The sequence below is a fragment of the Mesorhizobium sp. B2-4-19 genome (genome assembly GCF_006441315.1).
In the GTDB taxonomy this organism is placed as follows: Bacteria; Pseudomonadota; Alphaproteobacteria; order Rhizobiales; family Rhizobiaceae; genus Mesorhizobium.
The window spans coordinates 251910-270701 of the sequence record NZ_VFUV01000007.1 but is presented as its reverse complement, the minus strand read 5'-3'; the positions used below and the strand labels follow the sequence as shown (position 1 = coordinate 270701).

Genomic DNA, 18792 nt, shown 5'->3' with positions numbered 1-18792 from the left:
CTTCCGGTCGTTGGTCGTTTCAATTGTTTTGGCCCTTGGCGGCCAATCGCCGCTGGCCCTGAGGCCGTTAGATAGGTATGCCTGCCTTTAATTTGAATGATTGCACCTTGCGTTCTATATGCTTTGAATGTTGAACGCTATGCGACCGCGGCCTGCTGGCCGGATGGTCCGGCCTACAGGCAGGGATTGATTGGCGGAAGATATGGGTTTCTTCGACTTCGGCACGATTTTCTTCCTGATCGCGGCGGTAGTGATCTTCTTCCAGCTGCGCAACGTGCTGGGCCGTCGGACCGGTAGCGAGCGGCCGCCCTTCGACCCCTACTCGGCGGCGCGCACCGAGAAGGACGCCACGCAGAAGCCTGAAAATGTCGTTTCGCTGCCGCGCAAGCGCCTGCCCGGCGAGCCGGCGCCGGCCGACGCCTATACGGCGATCGACGCCTTCGCCAAGCCCGACACCGATCTCAACAAGGGCCTGCGCGCGATCAAGGACAATGACCCGTCCTTCGATCCGAAGGGGTTCATCGACGGCGCCAAGATGGCCTATGAGATGATCGTCATGGCCTATGCCGACGGCGACCGCAAAACGCTGAAGAACCTGCTGTCGCGCGAGGTGTTCGACGGTTTCGTCGCGGCGATCGGCGAGCGCGAGGCCAAGTCGGAAAAGATCCAGTCCTCTTTCGTCGGCATCGACAAGGCCGACATCGTCTCGGCCGAGATGAAGGGCGGCGAGGCGCATGTCACGCTGCGCATCATCAGCGAGCTGATTTCGGCGACGCGCGACAAGGCCGGCACGGTCATCGACGGCGATCCGGAAACCGTGGCCGAGGTCAAGGATGTCTGGACCTTCGCCCGCGACACGCGCTCACGCGATCCGAACTGGAAGCTCGTCGCCACCGAAGAAGAAGACTGAGCCCCGATGCATGTCGCCCAAAAGTGCGAAGCGGTTTTGGGACAACGACTTGCATCGAAACCAAGACCCGAAGCGCGTCGCATGATTCTCTTCAAACACGACGCGCTTTAAGGCGACGGGGCTCCGGTGTCGCTATCGCCTCTCTTCATCGAAAAATCCTTTGACGACTTGCCCGGCTGGGGCGATGACGACCCCGTGCCGGCCTTCGAGGCTTTTCGCCGCTCCGCCTTCCATGCGCCGGTAAAACCCTATCGCAGCGGCGCGCTCGGCGTCGATTTCGGCGCCTTCGCCGCGGCCTATGCGCAAGCGCGCGCCGCGGCGCCCGCGAACCGCACGGAGGCGCGAACTTTCTTCGAGCGCCATTTTGTCCCCATGCAGGTCCGCGCCGAAAGCGGCGCCGGCCTCGTCACCGGCTTCTACGAGCCGCAGGTCGAGGCCTCGCCGGTGCGCACGGAGCGTTTCGTCGTGCCGCTATTGTCGCGGCCGGCCGATCTCGTCGATGTCGACGACGCCAATCGGCCCGACGGGATGGATCCCTATCTCGCCTTCGCGCGCCGGACGGCGGACGGACTGGCCGAGTATTTCGACCGTGGCGCGATCGAGCGCGGCGCGCTTGAGCGCCAAGGGCTGGAGATCGCCTGGCTGGCCGACAAGGTCGATGCCTTCTTCATCCATGTGCAAGGGGCCGCACGGCTCGCCATGACCGACGGCCGGCTGCGCCGCATCACCTACGCCGCCAAATCGGGCCAGCGCTTCACCGGACCCGGCAAGGTCTTGAGCGAGCTTAGCGAAATCCCGCTGGCCGAGGTGACGATGCAGTCGATCCGCGCCTGGTTCAAGGCGCATCCGCAGCGCATCGACGAGATCCTGCGGCGGAACCGCTCCTACATCTTCTTCCGCGAGGCTGAGGTGGAAGACGCCGCGCTCGGCCCGATCGCCGCCGCCAAGGTGCCGCTGACGCCGGGCCGCTCGGTCGCCGTCGACCGGCTGCTGCACACATTCGGCACGCCCTTCTACATCGTCGCGCCGACGCTGACCGCCTTCGACGCAAGACCGTTCCGCCGGCTGATGATCGCGCAGGACACCGGCTCGGCCATCACCGGGCCGGCGCGCGGCGATCTCTTCGCCGGTTCGGGCGATGCCGCCGGCGAGATCGCCGGCGTGGTGCGCAACGCCGCCGATTTCTATGCGCTGGTGCCGCGCGCGCTGGCCGGGGGCGCCAAATGAGCAAGCGTCCGGACAGGTTGAGCGAAGACGACCGGGTTCTGTGGAACCTGGTGGCGCGCACGACCAAGCCGCTCAAGGGAAAAACCTCTGTCGACATTCCCGACATCGCCATCGAGGCCAAGCCGGCGGTGCCGCAGCCGGCCCAACCCGCCGCCAGTGCGCCGGCTGCGGCAAAACCGAAAGTCCAGCATGTCACGCACCGGCTGGACGAGCCGACGCTGGACAAATTGTCGAAGGGCCGGCTGCCGATCGAGGGCCGCGTCGACCTGCATGGCATGACGCAGGACGAGGCCTATTCGCTGCTGTTCTCGTTCCTGCACCGGGCGCATGCCGGCGGCATCCGCTATGTCCTGGTCATCACCGGCAAGGGGTCGTCCTCCGGCGGCGACGGCGTGCTGCGGCGCGCGGTGCCGGCCTGGCTGTCGACGCCGGCCTTCCGGCCGCTGGTCTCCAGCCACGACCATGCCGCCCGCAACCATGGCGGCGCCGGCGCGCTCTATATCAGGCTGCGGCGGGCGCGCTCATGAGGATCGGGAGGCCGGGCGCATGACGCCGTTCGGCGAAAGGCTGCGGGCGCTGCGCCGCGAGCGCGGCGTCAGCCAGAAGGACATGGCCGCGGCGATCGGCGTCAGCGCAGCCTATCTCTCGGCGCTCGAGCATGGCAGGCGCGGCGCGCCGACCTGGACGCTGATCCAGAAGATCATCGGCTATTTCAACATCATCTGGGACGATGCCGAGGAGCTGGCGCGGCTGGCCGAAGCCTCTCATCCGCGTGTAAGACTCGATACGTCGGGCCTCAATCCCGCCGCCACCGAGCTCGCCAATCTGCTGGCCGAGAACATCGAGAAGCTCGACGAAGCGGAGCTGCGCCGCATCACCGCCTCGATCCGCGCCGCGCTTGGCCGACTGAAGTAACTGGTTCTACCGGAATTTCGCGACGGCCGGCCGGAGCGCAAAACAGGGTCTGCCGGCGGCAGCCGGCGGGCCACTGTGGTGGGATCAGGGCTTGCCGGCCGTGCTGCCGTTGGGGTTGCCGCCCTTGGTGCCCGGGTTGCCATGGTCGTGGCCATTGTTGCCGCCGCCCAGGCAGTCCGCCGCGCCGGCAGTGCCGCAACAACGGCCGGCCCAAAGATCATTGAGATTGGTGTGGGCGCAGCTGACCGTCTGGTCGGCCCTTGCGGATCCGCCCAGGGCCGAAACGGCAGCGACGGCGAGAAGGGTGTTACGCAGGAAGGCAGTCATTTGAAGTCTCCATGGTTGGGTTTCTGTCGTTCACGGCTGTGTGTCGCCGGGCGGACGGAAATGGTTCATGGAGAGGTGGAGAAATTTTCGAAGAGATGCGCGGCGGAAGCCTCCTCGCCTTCGTCATCCAGGGGTCTGCGCCGCCCCAACCAGGCGGCCGCAACCCGCTACTCCACCGACCCGACCAGCACCTGCTGACCACCGCGGATGGAGACCCAGCGGCCGGTATTGTCGATCGCCTGCCGCTTGAGGAAGCGGTAGCCGGTCTGGTCCCAGGCCTTGACCTTGTCGGTCAGATTGTCGAGCACGTAGTCGCCCTTGTCGGTGCGCACGGTCAGCACGGAATGGCCTTCGCCGTCGGGCTTGCGCACCACGGTGATGAGCAGATCGGCGAGCGAGATGCCCATGCGGGACAGCCGGCGGCGCTTTTCCAGAACATAGTCCTCGCAATCGCCGACACCCTTGTCGGGATAGGCCCAGACCTCGTCCTTGCCGTAAATGTCCATGTCGCTCATCGGCTTGACGGCGGCGTTGACCCTGGCGGTAATGCTGGCGAGCTTGCGCATCAACCCATTGGTCATTTTTGCCGGCGCCAGGTTGCTCGGACGGATCGAGCATTCGCCGGGGTGCTGCTTGCAGAAATCATAGTGGCCGATCGGCTGCGAGGTGATGCCCCCGGTCGCCATCGCTCCTGCAGCCATTGCCGGCCAGCTTCCCGTGGCTGCCAGACCGGCCGCAGCCACGCACAAACGCAGCCTTCTCGCCATTGTTGAGGAATTCATTGTCCCCGCTCACCCTGTTGTTAACGAAACGTTAAGGGCGATTGACAGTCCGTGTCAATTACGACGACGGACTGATTTGCGGCATGGTTACCCGCGGAGAGGGACAGCGTCTATTGTGCAACAGAATAGGCTCTGCAGCCGATTCTGCCCCGGAATGGCCTACCGCTTGGCGGTGCGGACCAGTTTCGGCTTCACCGCGACGCGGTTCTGGCGGCCATAGCTGGTGATGAAGTCGACGATGCGCGGCACGATTTCGGAGCGGAAGCGCGAGCCGTTGAAGACGCCGTAATGGCCGACCGCCGGCTGCATGTAATGCGCCTTCTTGTCGGCCGGAATGTTGACGCACAGATCCTGCGCCGCCTTGGTCTGGCCGAGGCCCGATATGTCGTCGTTCTCGCCCTCGACCGTGAACAAGGCGACGTTGCGGATATCAGACGGATCGATCCTGGTGCCGCGATGCATCATCTCGCCTTTGGGCAGGGCATGGCGCACGAACACGGTGTCGACGGTCTGCAGGTAGAACTCCGCTGTCAGGTCCATGACGGCCAGGTACTCGTCATAGAAGTCGCGGTGCTTCTCGGCATTGTCGCCGTCATGCTTCACAAGGTGCATGAAGAAGTCCTTGTGGGCGATGATGTGGCGGTCGAGATTCATGCTCATGAAGCCGGACAGCTGCAGGAAGCCCGGATAGACCTCGCGGCCGAAGCCGGGCACCGGCCAGGGCGCGCGCATGATGACATTGTCGCGGAACCAGTCGATGCCCTTTTCCTCGGCCAGGAGATTGACCGCGGTCGGGTTGCGGCGCGTGTCGATCGGGCCGCCCATCAGCGTCATGGTCGACGGCACGAAGGGATCGCCCTTCGCCTCCATCAGCGCCACCGCCGCCAGGACCGGCACGGAAGGCTGGCACACCGCCATCACATGGGTGTCGGGTCCCAGCGCATGGAACATCTCGATGATATAATCGATATAGTCGTCGAGATCGAAGCTGCCGTCGGCCAGCGGCACCATGCGGGCGTCGACCCAGTCGGTGATGTGGACATTGGCATAGGGCAGCATGGCTTCCACCGTGCCGCGCAGCAGCGTCGCATAGTGGCCCGACATCGGCGCCACGATCAGAAGCTTCGGATCCGGCTTGCGGCCGGCGGGAACGGCGCGCTCGAAACGGACGAGATTGCAGAACGGTTTCGACCAGACGGTCTTTTCGGTGACCTCGACCCTCTTCCAGTCGACGACGGTCTTGTCGAGACCGAAGGCGGGCTTGCCGTAGCGGCGCGTGCTGCGCTCGAACAGTTCGGCGCCCGCCGCGACCGAACGGCCCCATGGCGTGTGCGAGACCGGGTTCAGCGGGTTGGAATAGAACATCCGCATCGCATCGGCGTAGAGCCGGGCCGGCTGCAGCGCCGCATGGTTCAATTCGTAGAGATGGTAGAACATCGACAACCCCGCTGCTGCTGCGACCGAAGGGACGACGAGCAGCGCCGAGCCTCAAATGTCTCGCGGCGAAGTTAACAACTAATTGCTGCTATGCAATACGTCACGTGGCGTGACCAATGGTTCTTTCGTCCAAGGCGTTGCAAATCCAACCGGAACGGCCGAGCCGGCTCAATGTGCAGTGCCGAAATGTGTAGGAAATGTGTCCGGCCCTGCCGCCGGACACAGGCAAATTCTACACGCGCGCCATGCAGACCGAGGTATGGCCGGAACCGATGAAGCCGAGCTGGCCGGCGGCGCCCTTCGACAGGTCGAGTACGCGACCCCGGATGAATGGGCCGCGATCGTTGATGCGCACGACGACGCTGCGGCCATTGTTCTGGTTGGTGACCCGCAATTTGGTGCCGAACGGCAGCGTGCGGTGGGCGGCGGTCAACGCCGACGGGTTCATGCGCTCGCCCGATGCGGTGCGCGAGTGCAGCGCGTACCAGGAAGCACGGCCACACTGGCCGGCGGCGGCGGTTGCCGAAGTGGCGGAAGCACCGACCATCAGGCCAGCAGCGATCGTTACCGCGACAAGCGCGGTCTGGTTTAGGGTCTTCATATTTGAGGGATGGCTCCGTTTTTGACAGAGCCCAGCCGTTAGGTGCCAAATAAGGCAGGAAATGCGGCAAGCATCTGTCCGTTCCGTGGCGAGATCACACGTTTGGAGTCGGAAGGTAACAGTCTGTCAGGGGGTTTCCGGCGCGATTTGATTCATTTTCGACGATCTTCGGCCCGATATGCGAGATCGCTTGGACAAGATACCGGATTAATATCCAAGTAGAATTCGGTATGATTGGGCTCATTCCTTTGGCTCTTTCGTCACGGTCATGGCGCCGCGAACGATCGACTTGAAAAGTGAGATCCGTCAATGAGACTGACCAAAAATCTGCTGGCCTTGATTGTGCTGGCTGTCGGTGCGGTGTGGTCGCTGCAAGGCATCGGCGTGATCGGCGGCAGCTTCATGACCGGCCAGCCGCAATGGCTTTATATCGGTCTCGTCGCCATGCTGCTCGGCCTGGCCGGGCTGGTATGGGCGAACCGGTAGAGCTTCGGTGAGAGGTCGACAAGGTTGGCGCCCTTCCTCTCCCCGATCGACCTCCGATCCGCAAGACAGCCCTAGCCGAACAGCCGGTCCAGGATCGTGCCTTCGAGGCGGGCGAGCTCGGCCGAGCCGCGCCGGCGCGGCCTAGCCGCCGGTACCTCCAGGTCGAGCGCGATCCTGCCGGCGCTGATCACCACCACCCGGTCCGCGAGCGCGACCGCCTCGGCGACATCATGCGTGACCAGCACGGCGGTGAATTTCTGGGCGAGCCAGATGCGCTCCAGCAATTGCTGCATCTCGATGCGGGTCAGCGCGTCGAGCGCGCCGAGCGGCTCGTCGAGCGCCAGGATCTGCGGCTGGCCGACCAGCGCGCGGGCCAGCGCCACCCGCTGCTTCTGGCCGCCGGACAGCACCGAGGGCCATTCGTCGGCGCGGTCGGCCAGGCCAACCTCGCCTAGAATGTCGAGCGCGCGTTGCCTTGCGTCCTGGCCGGCAGCGATGCCGGTCAGCCCGATCTCGACATTTTTCACCACGCTGGCCCAGGGCAGCAGGCGCGGCTCCTGGAACATGAAGCGCGTGCGGCTGTGGCCCGCTTCCCCGGCGCCCAGCGTCAGCGATCCCGACGTCGGCTGGTCTAGCCCGGCCAGCAGCCTGAGCAGCGTGCTCTTGCCGCAGCCGCTCTTGCCGATGACGGCGACGAACTGCCCGGCCGGCACGTCAAGGTCGATGCCGTCGAGCACGATCTTGTCGCCGAAGCGTTTTTCCACGCCCTTGAAGGCGAAGGCGCGGCGGCCTTCGACAGAAATCGCCGGGCGCGCCGGCGCTGGCGCGGCGACGAAGGAACGGACGGAGGTCAGGCTGGCGGCTGGCATCGAAACCTCATCCGTTCTGGAAGGCGGGATGCCAGCCGAGCGACAGCCGCTCGAGCAGGCGGGCGAGGCTGTCGGCGAGCTTGCCGAGCAGCGCGTAGATCAGGATCGACAGCACGACGACATCGATCAGCAGGAATTCGCGCGCCTGCATGGCCATGTAGCCGAGGCCGGAACTGGCCGAGATGGTCTCGGCGACGATCAGCGTCAGCCACATGATGCCGAGCGCATAGCGCAGGCCGACGAAGATCGCCGGCAGCGCGCCGGGCAGGATGACGCGGAAGAACAGGGCGCGCCGGTCCATGCCGTAGACGCGGCCCATCTCGACCAGCTGCGGATCGACGCTCTGTATGCCGAGCAGCGTGTTGACGTAGATCGGAAAGAACACGCCGAGCGCCACCAGGAACAGCTTTGCTTCCTCGTCGATGCCGAACCACAGGATGACGAGCGGGATCAGCGCCAGATGCGGGATGTTGCGGATCATCTGCAGCGTGGTGTCGGTCAGGCCGCGACTGAGCCGCGACAGCCCGTTGGCAAGGCCGAGCGCGAAGCCGATCGAGCCGCCTATGGCAAAGCCAGCAAGCGCGCGCGCCGTCGAAACAGCGATGTTGCGGATCAGTTCACCCGAAAGCGTCAGCCGCCAGAAGGCCTCGGCGACAGCACTTGGCGCCGGCAGCACATTGGCCGGCATGACGCCTGCGCGCGATGCGGCTTCCCAGCCGGCGATCACCAGGACCGGCAGCATCCAGCCGATGGCATTTGCGTGGAGGCGCGCGGAAAAGTTCATGAGGAGGCCTGCAGGCGGGCAGCACCATGGAAGCCGACCGAGAATTCGTTGGCGATGTCGCGATGCGCCCGCTGCCGCCTGGTGCCGAGCCCGAGGCGCGGGAACAAGAGCTCGGCGACGCGGTAGGCTTCCTCCAGATGCGGGTAGCCCGAGCCGATGATGGTGTCGATGCCGATCGCCTGGTATTCGCGGACGCGCTGCGTGACCTGCTCCGGCGTGCCGACCAGCGCGGTGCCGGCGCCGCCGCGCACCAGGCCGACGCCGGCCCACAGGTTCGCCGAAACGACGAGCCCGTCGCGACGGCCCCCATGCAGTTCGGCCATGCGGCGCTGGCCGACCGAATCCATCTGGTTGAGGAAGCGGGCCTGCGCATTCTCGATCTGGGCATCGGTGACATGGCGGATCAGCCGGTCGGCGGCGCGCCAGGCTTCGTCCTCCGTTTCGCGCACGATGAAATGCAACCGGATGCCGAAGCGCAGTTTCCTGCCGCGCAGCGCCGCCTTCTTGCGCGCCGAAGCGAGCTTCTCGGCCACCTGCGCCGGCGGCTCGCCCCAGGTCAGATACATATCGACGAGGTCGGCGGCGAGATCCTGGCCGGCGTCGGACGATCCACCGAAATAGAGCGGCGGCCGCTCCTGCAGCGGCAGAAGGTCGAGGCGGCCGTTTTCGACGCGATAATATTTGCCGTCGAAATTGACGCGCTCGCCCGAGACGAGACCACGCCAGATGGTCAGGAATTCATGCGCCTGGGCATAGCGCTCATCATGCGGCAGGAAGACGCCGTCGCCGGCGAGCTCGGTCGGATTGCCGCCGACCACGACGTTGAGCCGCAGGCGGCCATTGCTCAGCCGGTCGAGTGCCGCGGTCTGCCGCGCGGCAAAGGTCGGCAGCGTCACCCCGGGCCGCAGAGCGACGAGGAACTTCAGCTTTTCGGTCAGCGTCGCAAGGCCTGTCGCGGTGATCCAGGAATCCTCGCAATTCTGTCCGGTCGGCAGCAGCACGCCGGGAAAACCGAGCCGGTCGACCGCCTGCGCGATCTCCTTGAAATAGCCGAACTCCGGCGGCCGCTGCTGCTCCTCGGAACCGAGATAGGAGCCGTCGCCATGCGTCGGGATGAACCAGAAGAAATCGAGCGGGCTGGCTGGCGTGGTCATGTCTGGCGCAGTCACGTGCGGATCTCCCTGGATACGTAGGCACAAACGGCAAAGGCGCCGGACGTTTCCGCCCGGCGCCGCACGAGAAGAATCAGTTGCCCGGCGCGGTCCACACGGCGTCCGAGATGCGGACCGCCTTCGGGATCAGGCCGAGCTTGTAGAAGCGGTCGGCGGTCGCCTGCTGGCCGGCGGTGATCTCGTCGGTAATCGGAAAGATGCCGAATTTGCTGCGGTTGGCGGCGATGGTCTGGGCGTCGAGCGGCACACCGGTCACCTCGTGCAGCGCCTCGGCCACCTTGTCGCGGTTCTGGTCGGCCCATTTCGCCGCCTCGCCAAGGGCGGCGATGGTGGTGGTGATGATTTCGGGATGCGCCTTGGCGAAATCCTTGTTGGCGAGGAAATAGGTGTTGACCTTGAGCACCTCGGCGGAGCGGGCCAGCACACGCGGCTGGTAGCGTGTTTCGGCAATGGCGAAGAACGGGTCCCAGACCGCCCAGGCGTCGATCTGGTCACTGGCGAAGGCGGCGGCCGCATCGGCGGGGCTGAGATAGACCGGCGTGATCTGATCGAAGGGAACGCCAGCCTTTTCCAGCGCGGCGACGAGCAGATTATGCGCAGAGGTGCCCTTGCCGACGCCGACGCGCTTGCCCTTGAGGTCGGCGACAGACTGGACCGGCGAGGCCGGCTTGACGAAGATCGCCTCGCCCTCGCCATTGGACGGCAGTGCCGCCGCATAGACGATGTTGGCGCCGGCCGACTGGCCGAAGATCGGCGGTGCGTCGCCGGTCCAGCCGGCGTCGATGGCGGCGACATTGAGCGCCTCGACCAGTAGCGGGCCGGCGGTGAATTCCACCCATTTGACGGTGACGCCCTTGTCGGCAAGCGCCTTCTCGATCACCTGCTGCTGCCGGGCGATCACCGGCAGGCCGGTCTTCTGATAGCCGATGTTGAGCTGCTTCAGCTCCTGCGCGGCGGCGCCGAACGACAGGCCGACGGTAGCGGCGAGCAGGCCGATGCCGAAAACGCGTCTGGTTAGATTGAAGCGCTTGGTCAGATTGAACATGATCCCTCTCCTTCGCTGCGGATCGGCGCCGGGAAAACGTCCTCGCCGGTTGGACGAGGGACAAGGCTAAGTAGATCTATAAATTTAGTAGAGGAATGATTTTGCGAATTGGCGCAATGGTGCGGAAATATCTTCCATCCCGGCATTCGTCGTTCGACGCGGCGCAGGAATGACGAATGAAAGGCTTTGGCCAGGGCCGCGCCGGGTCCCTAGATTGCTTTCACCAGCCGCAGCAGGCCCAGCATCTCGACATAGGTCCCCTTGCGGAAAGCGATGTAGACCGGCTCTTCCATGCCATGGAAGCGGCGCTTGAATGCCGCCTGGCCCTGCAGGTTGAACCTGCGGCGGTTGACCCATGGCGAAGAATAGGCGCGCTGAAAAGTGTTGCGCCAGAAATCGCTTTCGGCAAATCCGCTGGGGGTGACGTCGAGAAGCGGCGACAGGCCGAGCGTGACCACCGAAATGCCCTCTTCGCGAAACCGGTCGACGGCGAACTTGGTCAGGCCGATCTCGGCGTGCGGCGAGGCATCGATGTGCTTGCGCTTGAAGGCGGTGGTGTAGCCGATGACCTTGCCGTCGCGAAACAACGGATCGAAATCGAGCAGCGCGATGAGTTCGCCATCGGGGCCATGCAGGACGAAGCGGCGCATGTCTGTGCCGAGCTGATCGTAGAATGGGCGGTTGAGAAAACCCATCTCCCAGCGCTTGACGATGCGGTCGCCGCGCCAGTTCCCGGACAGCCGGGCGATTTCGTCGAGGAATACCGTCCGCTTGTCTTCCTCGAACGAAAAGCCCTTCTTCAAGAGCCAGCGCTCGGAATAGCGCACGGTCTCGTTGCGCTTGCCGGAAAAGTCGTGCTCGGGCAGGGCGAGGCGGGTGTCGATGCCCAGCCGGTTGATCATGTAGCCGAGCCCGGCCAGCACGCGCGCGGTCTCCTCGCCAATCTGCACGAACCATGGGTCGCCGGCGGTCTCGACGAAGCGCCTGATATAGTCGGGCCGCCGGGCCGGCGCCGCCACCGGATCGCCAAGCGCGAAATGATGCTTCATCTTGGTGCCGAAGGCGATGTAGCCGTCGGCGTCGCCAAAATAGGAAAGCTTGCGCTGTACGGCCGTCGAATAGGCGAGCGAGAAGTCGCCATGGCGACGGACCATCGCCAGCCGTTCGACATGCGTCAACGCCTGGCGCTCGACCTTGGGCGAGGCACCCTCGAGGATTTTGTCGAAATAGATCCGCAAGGAGGGCATGGTCCGGATTCCGCGTGCCGTCTGTGGCGCGACGTGCCTTTCGGCACGCCAGACGCACCACGGCGCCTTGATTTTTAACGGGAAGCCGAAATCGCGAGGTTTCGAATTCCTGTGTCGGTAACGAGATCCGCCAGCCCCTCGGAACTCGAATCAATCACATTGCCGCGACCTGATTATCGCCGATGCCGCTGATATGCCATATAGGGCTGCATGGTTTCGGACGGAAGCGGGCATTCCGTTCCATGTCGTTGGTTTAGCCGCATTTGCGCGATGGGAGTTGTTTGCGCACTGGCGGCGCAAGGCACTTGAGCGCATCGATCCGCTGTTTGGGTCTGCGCGCGATCAAACGGTTACAGCGTCCTGAGAGCTTGCAGGATGCGGCGGTTGAATGGATTTTGAGAGCGAATGGCTGATACGACACCCAGACCGAAGGGGGAGCAGGTGGCGGCGGTCGAGCCGGCGATTGTCATTGGCGCCGGTGCCGCCGGACTGGCTGCCGCGCAGGCCCTGATCAAGGCTGGCGTGCCGGTGGCGATCCTGGAGCAGGAGAGCCGGCTGGCCGAACCCTGGCATCGGCGGCACCCGCAGCTGCATCTCAACACCCATCGCGATCTCTCGGCGCTGCCCGGCCTTTCCTATCCTGGAGGCACGCCAGCCTTTCCACCCAGGAATGTCGTCATCCGCCATATGAACGATTTCCGCGAGGCGAACCAGTTGCCGGTGGAGTTCGGCGTCGCCGTCGAGACCCTCGTCTTCAGGGGCGACCATTGGCTGGTGCGCACCGGCGCCGGCTCGCGCCTGGCGCGTCATGTCATCGTCGCCACCGGCCGCGACAAGGAGCCCTTCACGCCGCAGTGGACGGGCATGCAGGCCTTCGCGGGCCGGATCATCCATTCGGCGGATTTTGGCGACGCCAAGTCCTATGCCGGCAAGAAGGTGCTGGTCGTCGGCGCCGGCAATTCGGGCTTCGATGCCCTCAATCATCTGGCCGGCGTGGATACGGCTTCTCTCTGGCTGTCGGCCCGCAATGGCCCCGCGCTTCTGCCCAAGCGCATCGGCAAGATCGCCGTGCACCGGCTTTCGCCGCTCATGGCGCGTTTGCCGATCCGCGTCGCCGACGCGGTGATGGCCGCGACGCAGCGCCTGGTTTTCGGCGATCTCACCAAATTCGGCATGCCGCCCGCGCCGTCGGGCGGCGCCAGCCGCCTGGCCTCGGACTACACCGCGATCGCCGCGGATGACGGCGCCGTCGACGCCATCAAGTCGGGCAAGATCACCGTGGTTCCGGCGATACGCGAATTCACCCGCGACGGGGTGATCCTGGCCAATGGTCGCCTGATCGATCCCGATATCGTCATTGCCGCCACGGGCTACCGCACCGGGCTGGAACGCATGGTCGGCAATCTCGGCGTCCTCGACGCCAAGGGTGTCCCGGTCTTCAATGGCGATGAAGCCGACCCGAAACTGCCCGGCCTGTGGTTCACCGGCATGCGGCCGAGCATTCGCGGCTGCTTCGCCAATGCCGTCATACTGGGCAAGGCCATCGCCAGGCGGATCGCCGGAGCCGGCCGTTAGAGCAATTTCAGGAAAAGTGTGAGCGGTTTTCCCGGGATAAGCGCGTAGCGCTTTCCCTCATAGACTGACTTCGACATGGCGGTCTCCTGACCGCGGAGGTAGGGCGCCATGTGTAAATTGCCAATCTTTCCCGGAGTTTGAATAGACTCCACGCCGCAGGAGGGACGGTCGCCAACCGAACCCCTCCCTCAAGATTCGCAAGGCCTGATATCACACTGCGATCTTGCCGCCGCCTTGCCTGGTGATGGCGACGACCGACGGCCGCACCGGCATTTCGGGCTTGAAGTCCGGCCAGCGCGTCGACGGATCCTCATAGTAGGACGGCCGGCCGAAACCTTCCCAATCCTCGCCGCCATCGCCCGGATGCTGGACGGCGACGAAGGCGGTCTGGTCGTCGGGCGCAAACAGCGGGCCGCACATTTCCGCGCCGATCGGCACGCGGAAGAACAGCTTCGAAGTTGCCCGCGCAGCCCCCTCCGTGTCGACCGCCCACAGGCCATCGGTGCGGCCGGTGGCCTTCGGGCCCTGGCCGTCGGTAGCGACCCACAGGCGCCCGGCCGAATCGACCGCGCAATTGTCGGGCATGCCGAACCAGCCATGAGCCGTCGTCGCCGTCGAGAAGGTGGCGCCGACATCGGCAACCGACGGATCGCCGCATTTCAAAAGCACTTCCCATTTGCCCTTGGTGGCCGTGAAATCGCCATCGGTCTCGGTGATCTCGATAATGTGGCCGAAGGCATTCTCGGCACGCGGATTGGCGGCATCGACCTGATCGGCCTTGCGCTTTGAATTGTTGGTCAGCATGACATAGACCTTGCCGTTGACACCATTGGGCTGGATGTCCTCTGGCCGGTCCATCTTGGTGGCGCCGAGCAGATCGGCGGCGCGCCGCGTCTCGATCAGCACGTCGGCCTGGCCGGCGAAGCCGTTCACGGCGGTCAGCGGCCCCTGGCCGAAGACGATCGGCAGCCAGTCCACCGTGCCGTCCTCGGCGAATTTGGCGACATGCAGCGTGCCCTCGTCGAGCAGGTCCTTGTTGGCGGCGTGGTCGTCGGCGCTGAACGTGCCCTTGGTGACGAATTTGTAGACATAGTCGAAGCGCTCGTCGTCGCCGAGATAGAAGACGACGCGGCCGTCCTTGGCGACGATGGATTCGGCGCCCTCATGCTTGAAGCGGCCCATGGCGGTGCGCTTCCTCGGCGTCGAATTCGGATCGTTGACGTCGACCTCGACGATCCAGCCGAAGCGATTGGGTTCGTTCGGCTCCTTGGCGAGGTTGAAGCGGTCGTAATGCGCGCCCCACTCGTAGGCGCCTTCCGGAATGCCGAGCCGCTTGTAGTTGGCGGCTTCCTTGTGGCCCTCGGGCAATTCGCCGGAGAAATAGCCGTGGATGTTCTCCTCGGCCATCACATAGGTGCCCCAAGGGGTGACGCCGCCGGCGCAGTTGTTGAAAGTACCGAAGACTTTCGTGCCGGACGGGTCGGCATTGGTCTTGACGCGGTTATGGCCGGCGACCGGGCCCGACAACGCCATCTCGGTGGTGGCGGTGATGCGGCGGTTGAGCTTGCCGTCGCGCACCACTTGCCATTTGCCGCCATAGTTGCGGATTTCGACGATGGTGCCGCCATGCGCCGCCATCTCGACATCGACCTGCTCCTTCGTGAGCGGCGCGACCTCGGCCTTCTTCTTCCCGTCCTTCTCGACGATCGCAACGATGCCCGGAAACATCAGATGCGGGTTGGTGTATTCGTGGTTGACGACGAGCAGGCCGTGCTCGGCCGAGCCGTCGATCGCGATGTAGCCGACATAGTCATTGTTGTAGCCGAACTGCCTGGCCTGCGCCTCGGCCGACTGTTTCGTCGGGTCGAACTCCGGCGAATCGGCAAACAGCGGATCGCCCCAGCGCAACAGCACGTCGGCGTCGTAGCCCGGCGCGACATGATGCTTGTCGTCGATGCCGGCCTCGAGCTCGTCGAATTGGAAGGCGGAACCTTCCGCGGCGCGGGCATCGTCGGCGGCGATCATGGCCAGCGGGCCGACGGTCGCGGCGATCGCCGAGACGGCGAGCGATCCCTTCAGGAATCCCCGGCGCGAGAACCGCGCCGCGATGATCTCGCCCATGGTGCGGTTGTCGGTGGGGTTGGTGGCCGGTCCTTCGTTTTCCTCGAGCAGGCTGGTGCGGAATCGGGCGTCGGGGGAGCGATGTTCGGTCACGATGGGCCTCTGGCTTTGGAGTGGGTGGAGCTTGTTGCCTGTTCGACCCCTACGCCAGGCCGATCACATTTTCGTGACATCATATAGGCCCGAAGGCTCAGGGCGAGGCGACTTGCCCGTGTGTACCTAGGACTTTGGTCCAATCTTGCGCTTGCAAAAGTCCTGGAGGACAAACGCAACGGTCGGAGGTCGCTTCCGGCCAATACATCTTTCGGCGATGTTGCTGGTTGCAACGTTGGGGTGGGCGCGCCGGCTCAATCGACGGAGATCAGGATGCGCGGATCGATCACGGCCCGGTGCTGCCGGCTGGCGCTCGTTTCGGCGGCGGCGCTGGCGCTGACCATCGTTCCCTATCGAATTGCCCTGCACGGCTCCGCCCCCGGAATCGACGCCGCATCAGCACAGGCCGGCGGCAACGGTGGCGGCGGTAATGGCGGCAACGGTGGCGGTGGTAACGGCGGCGGGGGCGGCAATGGCGGCGGTAATGGTGGCAACGGCGGCGGCGGTGGCGGTAACAGCGGCGGCAGCAGCAGCGATAACGGAAATGGAAACGGCGGCAATTCCGCAACGGCTGGCAGCGGTGACAACTCGCCGTCCGGCAAGGGTCAGAGCACCAAAGGCGCCGGCCATGTCAACGGCACGACCGGTGACAAGGTCGAGGTGAGCGGCAACAAGATCACGGTCACACATCCCGACGGCATCACCGAAAAGATCGAGAACGGCCGTTTCAAAATGAAGGATGCGCTGGGTCGCACGATCATCGACCGCCGGGCCACGCCGGCCGATGTCAGCCGTCTGAAAGCCTTGTGAAACTGGCCAGCAGGCAACGGCCGGTTTCACACGTCACCTCCGCCGCCCCGGCGGGGTGACCTTCCTTTGTCCAGCCCTTGCGCGGTCCGCAATGGCCTGGCTGTTGTTTGACGCAGTTCCCCGGGGGAAAGCGCCATGCGTTTTGCCCGGGAAAACCGTTTCACACTTTTCCTGGAGCTGCTCTAAGAGCGATTTCTGTCCCGGTCGCGGAACTCGCGCACCATGAGAGCCGCTTCAGTGCGGTTTCGCACATTGAGTTTGGACAGCACCCCGGTCATGTGGTGCTTGACCGTCTTCTCCTGCAGCTCCAGGCGCAAGGCAACCTCCTTGTTGCTGAGCCCTTCCGCCACCAGCCGCAGGATTTCCGCCTGCCGCTCGGTCAGTTGCCGCAGCCGGTCCGCCACGCCGTCGGCAGATTGCGGGGACTGGAGATCGGAAAGCAGCCGTGCCGACAGCGTCGGCGTAAGGTAACCCTCGCCGGCTGCCACATTGCGCAGGATGTCGGCGAGCGCGCGCGATCCGACGCCCTTGAGGATATAGCCCTGCACGCCTGCGTTCAGCGCCGTGGTTACATCGGCATTGGTCTCCGAAACCGTCAGCATGACGATCCTCTGCGCTGGATGGTCGGCAAGGATGCTGGCAACGGCGGACAGGCCGCCGCCCGGCATGGAGATGTCGAGCAGCAATATGTCAGGCTGCACCGTCGAGGCAATGCGTTCGGCATCCTGCGCTGTCGCGCCTTCGCCGACGATCTCGAAACCTCCGATCTCCGACAGGCTGCGCGTCACGCCTTCACGAAACAGCGGATGATCGTCGACGATAGCGATGCGGATAGCGCCAATCATGCTTGCTCCTCGATCGAAAGACTGATCACCAATCGCGTGCCTTGCGCTCCGGTCAAGGTCTCGAACTGGCCGCCAATGCTTTCGACCCGCTCCCTGAGACCGGCGAGACCCAACCCGTCGACCCGCGCCGGATCGAAACCCGGCCCGCTATCCGACACTTCGACAAAAAGCCTGCCATTCTTCATCCCGGCCCGCACCGTCTGATCCTTGGCCCGCCCGTGGCGATAGGCATTGTTCAGCCCTTCCTGCACGAAACGATAGATGCTGATCTTTTCGGAAGTGCCGAGATCAGGCAAATGCCTGGGCAGCGTGAGCAGCACGGACGTTCCCGTCCGGTGCTGATGTTCGTCGACCGCCATCCGCAATATGTCCGTTGCCGCGGCCGTTTCGATCTGCGGCAAGACCAGACCGGTGCAGATACCGCGAATTTCGCGCATCGCATCCTCCAGCGTCTTGCGGATCATCGCGACCTCGGTCGCGCGGTTTTCGCCCCAATGGCCGTCGCCGGAAAATACCGGGCTGTCCATGCGCAGCGCCGCCAGGGCCACGAGTTGCGCCGGTCCGTCATGCAGGTCGGCGCCGATCCGGCGCAAATATCGTTCGTTGAGCGCGGTGGCGCGCCGGGACGCCCGTTGCACACGCTGCCGCAAGGCGCTGTTTTGCGTCACCAGGCCTTGCAATTCCGACACCTGGCGGCGCAGCGCCCCGCGCTGATCGTCTATGGTGCGGCTGGCGCGCAGCACGATGCTCGACAGCAGCAGAAAAGCCGTCAGGGTGGTGCCGGCCACGATCAGCCAGCTCGACAGCAGGGCAGAGGCCAGCGTGGCCTTGAAATCGGTGGCGACCTCGAAGAATTCGGTGACGGCCACCACCTCGCCCGACCAGGGTTCGCGCACGGGATTGTAGATCTCCATCAACGGCACGCCCGCGGCCCGCTCCTTGCTTTCGGTTTCGTCGAACGTATCGAATTGGGCGGTGACGTTGCCCTTGAAGGCGGACCGCAGATCGTCGGTCAGATCAAAGCGGCGGCCGATCAAAGTTGCATCTTTCGCGTAGAGCACGGTGCCGTCTCGGCGCCAGAGCCTGAACGAGACCAGGCGCTTGCCGAGCGCGCCCTGGCCGAGCGTCTCGTCGAGCGCCTGCTTGACGGACTCGCTGAGCTGCTCGCTCTTGCGCAGGTCCGGCAGCAGCGGCGCGATCACGCTGTCGACATAGAGCGCCGTCGTGGCGGCCGAATTGCGGGTGACGCCGTCCCGGATCTGCGACGTCACCCAGGCACCCACCACCAGCATGACGGCCAGCAGGCCAAAGCCGCCGGCAACGAGGAATTGCAGGGCAAGGGAAAGCTCGCTCCAGCGCCGCGCCAAATTCTGCAGAATACGAATCATGGGCCCCTGATCGCCCTTAGATCGAACAAGCTGGGCGATATCGGCACATTGAGCCTCAGTCTTGCCGTTGCCAAGACCTTCGTTAGAACGAGGTCGCTTGACGTGTCGAGGCGCTTCGGAAACAAGGTCCGCGGCACATGCGGCGGCAGCCGCTTCGA

Annotated in this window: 19 protein-coding genes; 7 read left to right on the top strand and 12 right to left on the bottom strand. The window is 64.7% G+C overall.

The genetic code is table 11. The annotated features are described in order from the left end of the window. The first annotated feature begins 202 nt into the window (after window positions 1-202). The 4 genes from FJ546_RS15250 to FJ546_RS15235 all read left to right on the top strand — a co-directional run bounded on the left by FJ546_RS15250 (window position 203) and on the right by FJ546_RS15235 (window position 3052). Window positions 203-910 carry a Tim44/TimA family putative adaptor protein gene (locus tag FJ546_RS15250; RefSeq protein ID WP_095775644.1) on the top strand — a complete coding sequence of 236 codons (708 nt, stop codon included), beginning with the start codon at window positions 203-205 and terminating at the stop codon, window positions 908-910. A 126-nt stretch (window positions 911-1036) separates the two neighbouring features. Further along, window positions 1037-2137 (top strand): murein transglycosylase A, encoded by a 1101-nt coding sequence (locus tag FJ546_RS15245; RefSeq protein ID WP_140890090.1) that lies wholly within the window; start codon window positions 1037-1039, stop codon window positions 2135-2137. Next, window positions 2134-2664: a Smr/MutS family protein gene (locus tag FJ546_RS15240; RefSeq protein WP_140890089.1), complete on the top strand. Its 531-nt coding sequence runs from the start codon at window positions 2134-2136 to the stop codon at window positions 2662-2664. Before FJ546_RS15245 ends, FJ546_RS15240 begins: the two co-directional genes overlap by 4 nt. 19 nt (window positions 2665-2683) lie before the next feature. After that, window positions 2684-3052: a helix-turn-helix domain-containing protein gene (locus FJ546_RS15235; RefSeq protein ID WP_019862229.1), complete on the top strand. Its 369-nt coding sequence runs from the start codon at window positions 2684-2686 to the stop codon at window positions 3050-3052. Between the two features lie 84 nt (window positions 3053-3136). Here FJ546_RS15235 and FJ546_RS15230 read toward each other — a convergent pair whose 3' ends face one another. From FJ546_RS15230 to FJ546_RS15215, 4 genes are all read right to left on the bottom strand, one after another. Further along, window positions 3137-3379, bottom strand: a complete 243-nt coding sequence (locus tag FJ546_RS15230) for a hypothetical protein (protein ID WP_140890088.1) — start codon at window positions 3377-3379, stop codon at window positions 3137-3139. A gap of 167 nt (window positions 3380-3546) precedes the next feature. After that, window positions 3547-4161, bottom strand: a complete 615-nt coding sequence (locus tag FJ546_RS15225; RefSeq protein ID WP_140890087.1) for a transglutaminase-like cysteine peptidase — start codon at window positions 4159-4161, stop codon at window positions 3547-3549. A gap of 159 nt (window positions 4162-4320) precedes the next feature. Next, a complete protein-coding gene (locus FJ546_RS15220) occupies window positions 4321-5598 on the bottom strand; it encodes a polyhydroxyalkanoate depolymerase (RefSeq protein ID WP_140890086.1) in 1278 nt (425 codons plus the stop codon). A 232-nt stretch (window positions 5599-5830) separates the two neighbouring features. Further along, window positions 5831-6199 (bottom strand): septal ring lytic transglycosylase RlpA family protein, encoded by a 369-nt coding sequence (locus FJ546_RS15215; protein WP_140890085.1) that lies wholly within the window; start codon window positions 6197-6199, stop codon window positions 5831-5833. A gap of 309 nt (window positions 6200-6508) precedes the next feature. Here FJ546_RS15215 and FJ546_RS31235 point away from each other — a divergent pair, with 309 nt between their 5' ends. After that, window positions 6509-6685 carry a hypothetical protein gene (locus FJ546_RS31235; RefSeq protein WP_181167942.1) on the top strand — a complete coding sequence of 59 codons (177 nt, stop codon included), beginning with the start codon at window positions 6509-6511 and terminating at the stop codon, window positions 6683-6685. Between the two features lie 71 nt (window positions 6686-6756). Here FJ546_RS31235 and FJ546_RS15205 read toward each other — a convergent pair whose 3' ends face one another. The 5 genes from FJ546_RS15205 to FJ546_RS15185 form a co-directional block, all read right to left on the bottom strand. Continuing rightward, a complete protein-coding gene (locus FJ546_RS15205; RefSeq protein ID WP_140890084.1) occupies window positions 6757-7554 on the bottom strand; it encodes an ATP-binding cassette domain-containing protein in 798 nt (265 codons plus the stop codon). A gap of 7 nt (window positions 7555-7561) precedes the next feature. After that, complete coding sequence (locus FJ546_RS15200; RefSeq protein WP_140890083.1) at window positions 7562-8338, bottom strand: ABC transporter permease subunit; 777 nt, start codon at window positions 8336-8338, stop codon at window positions 7562-7564. Next, window positions 8335-9492, bottom strand: coding sequence for an FMNH2-dependent alkanesulfonate monooxygenase (gene ssuD / locus FJ546_RS15195; protein ID WP_181167948.1), 1158 nt, complete (start codon window positions 9490-9492; stop codon window positions 8335-8337). Before ssuD ends, FJ546_RS15200 begins: the two co-directional genes overlap by 4 nt. Before the next feature lie 91 nt (window positions 9493-9583). Then, the gene (locus tag FJ546_RS15190) at window positions 9584-10555 is read right to left on the bottom strand and encodes a sulfonate ABC transporter substrate-binding protein (RefSeq protein ID WP_140890081.1); all 972 of its coding nucleotides are present in this window, start codon (window positions 10553-10555) and stop codon (window positions 9584-9586) included. A 209-nt stretch (window positions 10556-10764) separates the two neighbouring features. Continuing rightward, the gene (locus FJ546_RS15185; protein ID WP_140890080.1) at window positions 10765-11802 is read right to left on the bottom strand and encodes a phosphatidylglycerol lysyltransferase domain-containing protein; all 1038 of its coding nucleotides are present in this window, start codon (window positions 11800-11802) and stop codon (window positions 10765-10767) included. 405 nt (window positions 11803-12207) lie between these two features. Here FJ546_RS15185 and FJ546_RS15180 point away from each other — a divergent pair, with 405 nt between their 5' ends. Continuing rightward, entirely contained in the window at window positions 12208-13377 is a 1170-nt protein-coding gene (locus tag FJ546_RS15180) for an NAD(P)/FAD-dependent oxidoreductase (RefSeq protein WP_140890079.1), read from the top strand. Between the two features lie 210 nt (window positions 13378-13587). Here the strand turns inward: FJ546_RS15180 and FJ546_RS15175 are convergent, their stop codons facing one another. After that, the gene (locus FJ546_RS15175) at window positions 13588-15591 is read right to left on the bottom strand and encodes a PhoX family phosphatase (protein WP_140890078.1); all 2004 of its coding nucleotides are present in this window, start codon (window positions 15589-15591) and stop codon (window positions 13588-13590) included. A 273-nt stretch (window positions 15592-15864) separates the two neighbouring features. Between FJ546_RS15175 and FJ546_RS31230 the strand changes: the two genes are divergently transcribed. After that, window positions 15865-16401, top strand: coding sequence for a hypothetical protein (locus FJ546_RS31230; protein WP_181167941.1), 537 nt, complete (start codon window positions 15865-15867; stop codon window positions 16399-16401). A 182-nt stretch (window positions 16402-16583) separates the two neighbouring features. On the opposite strand, the gene FJ546_RS15165 is transcribed toward FJ546_RS31230, so the two are convergent. Together FJ546_RS15165 and FJ546_RS15160 are read right to left on the bottom strand one after the other, a co-directional pair. Further along, a complete protein-coding gene (locus FJ546_RS15165) occupies window positions 16584-17246 on the bottom strand; it encodes a response regulator transcription factor (protein WP_140890076.1) in 663 nt (220 codons plus the stop codon). Beyond that, a complete protein-coding gene (locus FJ546_RS15160) occupies window positions 17243-18634 on the bottom strand; it encodes a sensor histidine kinase (RefSeq protein ID WP_140890075.1) in 1392 nt (463 codons plus the stop codon). The genes FJ546_RS15165 and FJ546_RS15160 overlap by 4 nt, the downstream gene beginning before the upstream one ends. Window positions 18635-18792 lie beyond the last annotated feature (158 nt).

Excerpts from the sequence above, each read along its gene's own strand:
- FJ546_RS15160 (WP_140890075.1), bottom strand. The coding sequence starts at position 18,634 with ATGATTCGTATTCTGCAGAATTTGGCGCGGCGCTGGAGCGAGCTTTCC.
- FJ546_RS15165 (WP_140890076.1), bottom strand. The coding sequence starts at position 17,246 with ATGATTGGCGCTATCCGCATCGCTATCGTCGACGATCATCCGCTGTTT.
- FJ546_RS31235 (WP_181167942.1), top strand. The coding sequence starts at position 6,509 with ATGAGACTGACCAAAAATCTGCTGGCCTTGATTGTGCTGGCTGTCGGT.
- FJ546_RS15250 (WP_095775644.1), top strand. The coding sequence starts at position 203 with ATGGGTTTCTTCGACTTCGGCACGATTTTCTTCCTGATCGCGGCGGTA.
- FJ546_RS15205 (WP_140890084.1), bottom strand. The coding sequence starts at position 7,554 with ATGCCAGCCGCCAGCCTGACCTCCGTCCGTTCCTTCGTCGCCGCGCCA.
- FJ546_RS15185 (WP_140890080.1), bottom strand. The coding sequence starts at position 11,802 with ATGCCCTCCTTGCGGATCTATTTCGACAAAATCCTCGAGGGTGCCTCG.
- FJ546_RS15190 (WP_140890081.1), bottom strand. The coding sequence starts at position 10,555 with ATGTTCAATCTGACCAAGCGCTTCAATCTAACCAGACGCGTTTTCGGC.
- FJ546_RS15220 (WP_140890086.1), bottom strand. The coding sequence starts at position 5,598 with ATGTTCTACCATCTCTACGAATTGAACCATGCGGCGCTGCAGCCGGCC.
- FJ546_RS15240 (WP_140890089.1), top strand. The coding sequence starts at position 2,134 with ATGAGCAAGCGTCCGGACAGGTTGAGCGAAGACGACCGGGTTCTGTGG.
- FJ546_RS31230 (WP_181167941.1), top strand. The coding sequence starts at position 15,865 with ATGCGCGGATCGATCACGGCCCGGTGCTGCCGGCTGGCGCTCGTTTCG.
- FJ546_RS15200 (WP_140890083.1), bottom strand. The coding sequence starts at position 8,338 with ATGAACTTTTCCGCGCGCCTCCACGCAAATGCCATCGGCTGGATGCTG.
- FJ546_RS15225 (WP_140890087.1), bottom strand. The coding sequence starts at position 4,161 with ATGAATTCCTCAACAATGGCGAGAAGGCTGCGTTTGTGCGTGGCTGCG.
- ssuD (WP_181167948.1), bottom strand. The coding sequence starts at position 9,492 with ATGACCACGCCAGCCAGCCCGCTCGATTTCTTCTGGTTCATCCCGACG.
- FJ546_RS15180 (WP_140890079.1), top strand. The coding sequence starts at position 12,208 with ATGGCTGATACGACACCCAGACCGAAGGGGGAGCAGGTGGCGGCGGTC.
- FJ546_RS15235 (WP_019862229.1), top strand. The coding sequence starts at position 2,684 with ATGACGCCGTTCGGCGAAAGGCTGCGGGCGCTGCGCCGCGAGCGCGGC.
- FJ546_RS15215 (WP_140890085.1), bottom strand. The coding sequence starts at position 6,199 with ATGAAGACCCTAAACCAGACCGCGCTTGTCGCGGTAACGATCGCTGCT.
- FJ546_RS15230 (WP_140890088.1), bottom strand. The coding sequence starts at position 3,379 with ATGACTGCCTTCCTGCGTAACACCCTTCTCGCCGTCGCTGCCGTTTCG.